Raw genomic sequence first — 9289 nt, 5'->3', positions numbered from 1 at the left:
TAATTGAGGAAGAATTTGAGGAGGAGCTTTGATGATACTTTCCCTTTTCAGGCTCTCTCTCATACTTCCAAAGCTGCTCTGGGAGCTGGCCGGTATGAAGAGAGCCATGAAGAAGGGGAAAAGAGCGTTTAAACGAGCTTTAATAAAAAGTGGCATGCCCCCGGAACTTGCAGAGGAGCTTACAAAGGATTACGCCCTTTTGGATGAAATGCTCACCTTAAATGGCATTCTGAAATATGCAGGGATACCCAAAAAAGATGCCCCCTATTTTAGAAGCCCGGGAACAAGCCCGCTGACCGAAAGATTTAAGTCCAACTTTTCTTAACTTTAAGTTAGAATTAGGGGGTGAGCCTATGAATGAGATGGGGAAGATTCTGGATGTTCTGGGTAATGAGACGAGGCGCAGGATACTCTTCATGCTCACCAGAAGACCTTACTTTGTTAGTGAGCTTTCTCAAGAACTTGGAGTGGGACAAAAAGCCGTTCTAGAGCATCTCAGGATTTTGGAAGAAGCAGGGCTCATAGAAGGAAGGGTGGAGAGAATACCCCGGGGCAGACCCAGGAAGTATTATGAGATCAGACGCGGCTTTAGATTGGAGGTGCTCCTAACACCCCACACCTTTGGAACCGAGATCTACGAACCAAAAAGGATTGCAAAGAGGGAAACGTACGAACATGCAAAGGAGCTCATAAAATCCCAAGAGCCAATAGAGATGAAGATGAGGGAAATTTCGGAATTTCTAATGGAAGTGGAGAATAGGATACAGGAGCATTTGAGAATGAAAGCCGAGCTAGAAGAGGTCAGGCTTTTAATTGAGAGTTATCTTAACAATTTAATGAGACGGCTGGCCAGGGAAAACGAGGAAGAATTCGAAAGAATGTGGCGTGAAATTGAGAGGAGCTTTCCAGAGGAGATTCTCAGGGAATTAAAAAGGATTAGAAAGGAGATTTACAGAGTTTAAAGGATCTTTCCTTCTTCCTTCATCCTTACAAGCTTCGTGATATATCCAGCAACCCTGTTTCTTATGGTCTTGCTCGTTATGTTTGTAAGCTCCTCGACCTTCTTCTTGTTGTGTTCGAAATCTTTGGTAAATTCATTGGGGTACCTATCAAAGAGCTCCCTTGCGGTTCTCTTAATGAAACCTTGCCTAATGTTTCCCATCTAAACACCTCCTAGCTTTTTCAAGTGGTTATCATTATCCATAAGGCAATCAAACATCAGCGTTTTAAAGCTTTTCCCTAAACAGGCGATGCTGCTGGAATAATGTTGGCATGCTTGGTAAGGTGTGGTCTCAATTTTCCCCACATGCATTATCAGGATATCCACTAACCCTAACAATGCTAACATACAAAAACCAAACGCCCCCCGAATGCACCGGAGTTCACCTGGGAAAAGGTTTATAAATTCTACACCCCTTTAATCGCTTAGATATTAATCTAAGTGATATCCATGAACGGTGAGTTGAGAAGGAGGATTTGGGCACTTGCATGGCCCGCAATACTCGCAAACATAAGCTCAACACTTGTCAACCTAGTGGACATGATAATGGTTGGTCAGCTCGGCTCCCTCGCCATAGCAAGCGTTGGTCTAGGAGGACAGTTCTCGTGGTTCATGATGCCCGTTATGTTTGCCGTTTCAACTGGAACCCTCGCTTTGGTAGCACGTTTTGTGGGAGCCAAAGATTTTGAAATGGCTGAGAGAGTGCTCGAACAGGGTATCTACCTCGCATTCCTCACAAGCATTCCGGTACTTTTTTTGGGGTTGGTGTGGGGAGATGACGCTCTCAGAATTATGGGAGCAAGTCAGGACGTGATAAACCTCGGCTACTCTTATATTCGAATATTCTTTTTGTTTTATCCGATAAACTTCATGGGCTTTGCGGCATATAGTGCTTTGAGGGGTGCGGGAGACACAAAAACTCCGATGATGCTTGGGATTTTAACCAATGCAACCAATGTAATCCTGAATTATCTCCTCATATTCGGGAAGTTCGGTTTTCCGAGGATGGAGGTCAGAGGAGCCGCTCTCGCTTCCGGAATCTCCATAACCATTGCATTTATGGTCGGTTTGGTGCTCTTCCTCAGAGGACACTTAGTTTTAAAACTAAAGCTGAATCTGCTGTTTGATGTTGACATCATAAAGCGTATTCTAAAAATAGGAATCCCGGCAACCATAGAGAGGGCACTCTTCAGTTTCTACAATTTCATATACATAAGCATAGTGACGCGCTTTGGAACCATAGCCCTAGCAGCCCATCAGGTGGGCTTGAGGGTGGAGAGTATGGCATATATGCCCGCTTTTGGATTTAATGTCGCCACATCAGCCCTTGTGGGACAGAGCCTCGGTGCCAAGAAGCCGGAGGAAGCTGAAAAAGTCGTCTATGAATCCCTTAAGATGGTCTCCCTTTTCATGGGGATTATGGCGGTGGTGCTTATAGCCTTTCCAAAGTACCTCGTGATGCCATTCATAACAAGGAGCGATCCCAATTACGCGGAAGTGCTTCACCTGGCCGCGATATACCTCTTAATAGTGGGTATAAGTGAAGTACCTTTGGGATGGATATTTGTTCTCGGCGGTGCTCTAAGGGGTGCGGGAGACACAAAAAGCCCCATGTACGTAACTGCCGTAAGTAAACTTCTCTTTAGGATACTTCCTGCATATATCTTTGGATTTGGAATTAGCCTTTGGATTATTCATATCAAAGGGATGGGCGTTATAGCTGCATGGCTCGCAATGAGCCTTGAGACTTTCACAAGCGCCGCGATGTTCTGGTGGCTGTTTAAGAGGGGAAAATGGAAGAGTATTAAAGTTTAGAATCAATGGAGAGGGAGTACCTTTTCCAGTGAGTATTCCGTAGAAATTGCCGGTTTCTTTGCATGATTTAGAGCAGGAAAAGGATATTTTCCACCAGCATAATTTCACGTTCATAAAGCATTTTTAGGGCATAAAAGGAATTTTAGAAGCGAAATAGTTAAATACTGAAATGTGCGTAGAGAATTTAGGAAATTCTAAAAAGAGGTGGCTTTTTATGGTTGAAGGATACTTTGGTCTGGTGCTGCATACACACATCCCATATGTAAGAAAGCACGGAAAATGGCCTTTCGGTGAGGAATGGCTATTTGAAGCGATATCTGAAACTTATCTGCCCCTTTTGATGGCTTTCGAAGAGCTCAGGGAGGAAGGGATAAACTTTGGAGTTACAATAGGCCTGACACCCATACTGATGGAGCAGCTAAATGATGAATACATAAAAAGGGAGTTTGAGGCTTACATGGAAAGAAAACTCGAAGCCATGAAGGAGGATTTGACAAAATATGAGGGCGATCTTGGAAGTGCCGTCAGATACATGTATAATTACTTCAGCAAGGTCTATTCTCACTGGAAGAAGATAAAGGGCGACATATTGGGGGAACTCAAGAGGCTCCAGGATGAAGGGTATATCGAGGTCATAGGGTCTGCCGCAACCCACGGCTATCTGCCCCTTCTGGATAGGGATGAAGCAATTGAGAGTCAGATAGCAAATGGTATTCTAACATATGAGAAATACTTCGGAAGAAAGCCTAGAGGAATATGGCTCCCCGAGTGTGCCTACAGACCCGAGGGCTTCTGGCAAAGCCCGAGCAGTGGAGAGGTGGTTTGGAGAGAGGGACTCGAGAAGATTCTTCAGAGGTATGAGGTGGAATTCTTCTTCGTGGAGAGCCATTTGATAGATGAAGGGCCTGCAAGTTTTGGGTATGGACAGGTAATTCCCGCAAAGAAGCCAAAATCAACTCTTAGACCCTACTTCATCAAAGGGACGAACATAGCGGTTTTCGGGAGAAATAGAGAGACGGGTCATCAAGTCTGGAGTGCAGATATGGGGTATCCAGGGGATTTCTGGTACAGGGAGTTCCACAAAAAAGCCCCCAAGAGTGGAGGACAGTACTGGAGGATAACATCAAAGGACATAGACATTGGTGCCAAAGAGCCCTATGTGCCTGAGAGAGCTATGGAGAGGGTCGAAGAACATTCAAAGCATTTTGTCAATCTGGTTAAGAAACTTTTGAGAGATTACGAGAAAGAACATGGAGAAAAGGGCATTGTGGTTGCTCCCTACGATACGGAACTCTACGGGCACTGGTGGTTCGAGGGCATTGAATGGATAAAGAAGGTGCTCAGACTGATGGAAGAGGAGGGAATCCGGAGTACAACAATCTCCGATTTTCTCAAGAATTACAGGGGACACAGATATGAGATTGAACTTCCGGAAGGTTCATGGGGAATGTATGGAACCCACTACACGTGGTGGAACTCCGAGGTGGAATGGATGTGGGAGCACATTCACCTGGCGGAGAGGAGAATGGTGGCACTCGCTTCAAACTATCTGGGAGAGGATGAATTTGGGGATAGGGTTCTTGAACAGCTTGGGAGAGAGCTTCTGCTCCTGGAGAGCAGTGACTGGCCTTTCCTAATAACTACAGGGCAGGCAAGATTTTATGGTAGAAAACGGCTCCTTGAGCATGCAAACTACTTCCACCGTCTCGCAAATTCCCTCGTAGAATACTTTAAAAAAGGAGAATTCAGGGAGAAGGAAGTTTTAGAAGCGGTTGAAGAAATTGATAATCCCTTCAACCCGATAAGGGTTGATGTCTATGTCAGCGAGGCACCACCAGAAGTGCCCGAATACGTAAAGCCTCCGGAAATTCCCGTGGAAATAGGGGTTAAAGGGAACCACAAAACTCAGGTGGAAACATATCCCTTCATGGAAGGGTGGGAGGATAGCAGAGCAAGCAGACAGCTGGAACTCCAAGAGGAGAGTTTCGAGGAAAAACTCCTGAAGGTTAAAGGAATAGGACCGAAAAGTGTTGAAAAGTTAAAAAAAGCCGGAATAAGAAGCGTGGAAGACCTCAAAAATGCAGACTTAAAAGCTCTTGCCAAAAAAACCAGGATACCCCTGAAGAGGCTTAAAGCAGCTCTCAGAAAGCTTTGATTTTCCCCTTTTTTTACCAGAGAAAAGAGCCTGCAAAAGGTTTATTTTGTTCCGGAGCGTATATATTGTATGGTGGTTCCATGAAAAAAATTGAGGCAATTCTAAGGGAAGAGGATTTTGAAAAGATTAAAAAAGCTTTGAAGGAGGCTGGTTTTGTACCTCTAACCGCTTTTCCTGTTAAAGGCAGGGGCGTGCAGGGTGGGGTGCCTCCCTATGATATGCTTCCCAAAATAAAACTCGAAATCGTTGCGAAGGATGAGGATGTCCCCACTATAATCGATATAATAGCCGAAAAAGCTAGGAGCGGAGCCCCCGGCGATGGAAAGATATTCATTCTACCTGTAGAAGAAGCAATAAGAATAAGAACAGGAGAAAGCGGGGATAAAGCGCTCTACTGATAACAACCCTTAGAAACATTTACCAAAATGCTTATTAGCATCCCCTTTAATCTTTTAGAGGTGGTGAGAATGGAAATCAGTCAAGAGATTTATGATTTTCTTTGGAACTATTTTATAAGACCGATGTATACGAGAGAGGGTTACAATGCCTATAATACTCTACTCTACGGGTTTCTGCTGGGTTTGGGGATAATTCTGACCTACAATTATATAATCAAGAGGTTCAAAATAAGAGTGGATGAACGCTTGATTTATGCAGCCACTCCAATGATACTCTTCGGCTCAACAACGAGGGCACTTGTGGATGGAAAAGTTTTGGAACCAAATCCGCTGATCTTAACACCGGGGATCTTCTTCACAGCTTCTTTCCTCCTACTCCCCGCTTTTATAGCCGATGCCCGGCTAAAGACCTACCCAAAAATCTCTGCTTCATGGGGTTTATTACTCTCCTCCTATCCTCTCTACCTCTTTATAAGCCACGCGGTGAGGCCCTATGCCTACGCCCTCACACTCCTTTACACCGCAATCTTTTCAATTCCAATCGTACTCTATTACAGATTCAAGCCATTTGACAGAGTGTTTTACATAGCTGCCCTCTCCCACATGTATGACCTGGCTTCCACAATAGTGGCAATCCACTACTACAACCATTATGAGGTTCACTGGATTGAAGGAATGCTTAGTGAGAACTTCGGACCATTCATACTATACCCGTGGAAGCTTTTAATTCTTGCAGCTGTTTATTATGGAGTAAAATATCTTGTCCCAGACGAGAACGAGAGGCGCTACTGGTATTTTGCCACATTTGTTTTGGGTTTAGGTCCGGGGATTAGGGACCCAACACAGCTCACACTTGGGGCTTAAAATCCAAACCGCCTTTCATTTTTATGCTCAATTTCAAAACTTAAGGATTTTTATACCGCAAATTACATAAATGTGTAATAGATTAAATATTTTGTTCTCTGTAAATAGCAGGGAAGCTGATAGTTATGAATGGGGTTGTTATTACAGGGAGGGGTGGTGCAGGAAAGACCACCCTCACATCTAACCTGGGAGTATATTTCGCAAAACAGAAGTACAAGACTATAGTAATAGATGGTGACCTCTATCTGCCCAAGTTAGGGCTCCATTTCGGACTTGACAGGCCTCCATACAACCTCCACAGGATTCTAATGGAGGAGGATCTGGATCCCGAAATGGCTGTTTATGAAGATAAATTAAGCAATTTGTTTATCCTTCCGGGAAGCACGAGGCTTTACGATGTTTTAAATGTGCCTCCGGAGAGGTTAAAAGATGCCGTTGGAGAGGTCATGAAGAGATTTGCTCTCTCCATTATAGATTCCCCTACAGGGATCCCCTTCGATACAATGCCCCTATTCTCAATTTCCCGCTATCAGATAATTGTGGTTGAAGTGGAAAGGTCTCCCATAAAGTCCTTCGAAGTTCTGGTAAAAAATGAGATACTGAAGCTCAAAGCACTGGGGGATATATACGGTCTCAAAGTTGGGGTGATCCTTAATAAGGTTAGAGAGTCAAGAGAAGAGCTTGAGAAGGTTGTAGAGTTCTTGGAAGATAACGTCAGGGTAAATATTCTCGGGATAATCCCCTTCGATGAAAACGTTCCCAATTCAATAAACGTGGGGAGACCAATACTGGAGTATAATCCCCGTTCACCAGCATCCAAGGCATTTGCAAAGTGTGGGGAGACACTGGAAAGGTGGATATTCGGGAAGAGTATAGGGACGAAGATAATTGATGAAGCAATAGAAGAGATTATGGAGAGGAGAGAGCTGTGAGTGTGATCCTGATAACGGGCCTCGGTGGTTCGGGAAAGACCATCATCACGTTAAACCTGGCAACCTATTTAGCCAAGAGGGAGTATAATGTGCTCGTGGTTGATGGAGATCTATTCCTTCCCAACATAGCAGAGTATCTGGAGCTGGGGAATCTCAAATATACCATTCACTCACTTCTCAGCGATCCCTCACTCGATGTGGGGAGCGCCATATACAAGCACCAAAAGACAGATTTGAGCATAATGCCCGGAGATAAAAGACTTAGCTCCCTTACCAATGTTTATCTCCCATTACTCGTTAAAATAATTGAAGAGGCTTCAAAGGGCTATGCTGTAACCTTTGTGGATACTCCAAGCAACATTCCCCTGGAAGAGCTGGAACTCTTCAACCTCGCCACCCATCAAATAGTGATCCTAGATGTGGAAAGGATACCAAGAAACACTTTGTTCATGTTTTTGGAAAATGAAATCGAGAAGTATCTAGCCCTTGACATTAATAACACTATGGCACACGGCATAATACTAAATAAAGCGGACATTCTGAACCAGAAAAATCTGGCTAAATATATTGAGGATACGTTTGAAATCCCTGTGCTGGGTGTTATACCCTATGATAACGTTTTCCTTGAGTCAACATTCATGAGGAACCCTGTATTGCTGGAGTTTCCTCACAGCGACGCTGGAATAGCTTTAAAGGATTGTGGAAAAATTGTGGAGAAATGGCTATTTGAACTCACTCCCTGATAGTTTTTCCCTCTTCAAGCTCCTTCTTCAAAACTTTAGCTTCCTCTTCTGCTTTTCTGGCTCTGAACACCTTTGCAATACGTTCAACCGCATCGAGCTTCCTTATTATCCCGTCAAGCCATGTAAAGACATCTCCGGGATATAAAATTAGAGAGTAGTTCTCCCTGAAATATCTCGCTATTTGAGAAGGATGCCGTCCTCTCCTGCGAAGTTCTATTATCTCGATACCAAAACGCTTCATCGCATAATCCAGGCATTCTCCTTCTTCGCACATAAAGAAGTCCTGATATATTGCAAATAGTTTCTCCTGGACATTTGGGCTCACCTCCGGCAAAATCTTATCCAGATCACTTAAAATGGCGCTGAAGCTTGGTGAAAATATGTTGCTCGATATCTTGCCCCTGACAGCCCTGTTGAGTTCGTTTTGCAGAAGCCCTGTCAAATACGCATTTTTAAAGGGCAAAAGCTTTATGGCAATCTCACGGGCACTCTTTTTGAAGAGATTCTCTTTTATGAAAGCCGCTTCCTTTGGCAGGAGAAAGCTCATGCTGACTGCCCTTCCATAGGGTGTAATGGTCACCAGACGTCCCTTTAGCGAAACAAAGCCAAATTCTTCAAGCTTTTCCAGAACAGGCTCCGCGCTTTGGTTTGCTCCCAAACATTTTGATTGCACCTCTTCGATATCCTCCATGTTTGAAAAGACTGCAGAATGGGCTAAAACTTGCTCCTGCTCGAATTCATCATTCCACTCAACATTTACAGGCTCTATAGGCTCATTTAAAAGTTTAAAGGCGATTTCATCCTCACTCCCTTCCATCTGAGCCGAATATTTTTTAGCTGGCTCTACTATTAAGTAGACCTTGCCTTTCTCGTGGTAGAGGGGTCTTCCAGCCCTCCCAAGCATTTGGTGAAATTCTCTAACAGTAAGCCATTTGTTTCCCATTGCAAGGCTTTCAAAGATGACCTGCGAAGCGGGAAAGTCCACACCCGCACCAAGAGCTGCTGTTGTAACAACGACATCAAGTTTTTGCTTCTGAAATTCCATCTCTACAAGCTTTCTCTGAGAGTATGGGAGCCCGCTGTGGTAAGGTTTGGCTTTTAAACCCTTGCTACTAAGATATGCCGAGAGCTCATGACACCTCTTTCTTGAAAATGTGAAGACAATGCTCTGCCCCTTGAATCCTTGAAGGGACTTTCTTACTGCTTCAGCCCTCACTAGCTGGGCAATATAATTCCATTTCTCTCCCTCACTCTTTGCAAGAATTATGTGCCTCTCAAGAGCAACAGGCCTCTCATCGTATATGACCACCTTTAAACCAAGCTCTTCGCCAAGCTTTCTGGCATTTCCTATGGTGGCACTCAATCCAAGAAACTGGGCATTG

The 9289-nt window shown here is 44.2% G+C and carries 10 protein-coding genes; 8 read left to right on the top strand and 2 right to left on the bottom strand.

From position 1 onward, the window contains the following. The first annotated feature begins 31 nt into the window (after positions 1-31). On the top strand, positions 32-325 hold the full coding sequence (locus ACXJGZ_RS06955; RefSeq protein ID WP_293257012.1) for a hypothetical protein: 294 nt from the start codon (positions 32-34) through the stop codon (positions 323-325). A 28-nt stretch (positions 326-353) separates the two neighbouring features. Next, positions 354-962 carry a heat shock transcription regulator gene (phr, locus tag ACXJGZ_RS06950; protein WP_456398771.1) on the top strand — a complete coding sequence of 203 codons (609 nt, stop codon included), beginning with the start codon at positions 354-356 and terminating at the stop codon, positions 960-962. Here phr and ACXJGZ_RS06945 read toward each other — a convergent pair. Next, positions 959-1162 (bottom strand): 30S ribosomal protein S17e, encoded by a 204-nt coding sequence (locus tag ACXJGZ_RS06945; RefSeq protein WP_293257018.1) that lies wholly within the window; start codon positions 1160-1162, stop codon positions 959-961. The genes phr and ACXJGZ_RS06945 overlap by 4 nt on opposite strands. A 288-nt stretch (positions 1163-1450) precedes the next feature. Between ACXJGZ_RS06945 and ACXJGZ_RS06940 the strand changes: the two genes are divergently transcribed. The 6 genes from ACXJGZ_RS06940 to ACXJGZ_RS06915 all read left to right on the top strand — a co-directional run bounded on the left by ACXJGZ_RS06940 (position 1451) and on the right by ACXJGZ_RS06915 (position 7907). Continuing rightward, on the top strand, positions 1451-2815 hold the full coding sequence (locus ACXJGZ_RS06940) for an MATE family efflux transporter (protein WP_456321639.1): 1365 nt from the start codon (positions 1451-1453) through the stop codon (positions 2813-2815). Between the two features lie 214 nt (positions 2816-3029). Next, entirely contained in the window at positions 3030-4970 is a 1941-nt protein-coding gene (locus ACXJGZ_RS06935) for a 1,4-alpha-glucan branching protein (RefSeq protein ID WP_456321638.1), read from the top strand. An 80-nt stretch (positions 4971-5050) separates the two neighbouring features. Further along, positions 5051-5368, top strand: coding sequence for a P-II family nitrogen regulator (locus ACXJGZ_RS06930; RefSeq protein WP_293257027.1), 318 nt, complete (start codon positions 5051-5053; stop codon positions 5366-5368). 69 nt (positions 5369-5437) lie between these two features. Then, positions 5438-6232: a DUF63 family protein gene (locus ACXJGZ_RS06925; protein ID WP_456398768.1), complete on the top strand. Its 795-nt coding sequence runs from the start codon at positions 5438-5440 to the stop codon at positions 6230-6232. A gap of 125 nt (positions 6233-6357) precedes the next feature. Beyond that, positions 6358-7164: a MinD/ParA family ATP-binding protein gene (locus ACXJGZ_RS06920; protein ID WP_456321636.1), complete on the top strand. Its 807-nt coding sequence runs from the start codon at positions 6358-6360 to the stop codon at positions 7162-7164. Beyond that, on the top strand, positions 7161-7907 hold the full coding sequence (locus tag ACXJGZ_RS06915) for a MinD/ParA family ATP-binding protein (protein WP_456321635.1): 747 nt from the start codon (positions 7161-7163) through the stop codon (positions 7905-7907). The genes ACXJGZ_RS06920 and ACXJGZ_RS06915 overlap by 4 nt, the downstream gene beginning before the upstream one ends. Here ACXJGZ_RS06915 and ACXJGZ_RS06910 read toward each other — a convergent pair. Beyond that, a partial coding sequence (locus ACXJGZ_RS06910) for a DUF5814 domain-containing protein (protein ID WP_456398765.1) occupies positions 7897-9289 on the bottom strand: 1393 nt, incomplete at its 5' end. The two genes, ACXJGZ_RS06915 and ACXJGZ_RS06910, sit on opposite strands and share 11 nt — an antisense overlap.

This window comes from Palaeococcus sp. (in: euryarchaeotes) (assembly GCF_053987695.1).
This window is presented reverse-complemented; position numbering and strand designations above follow the sequence as displayed.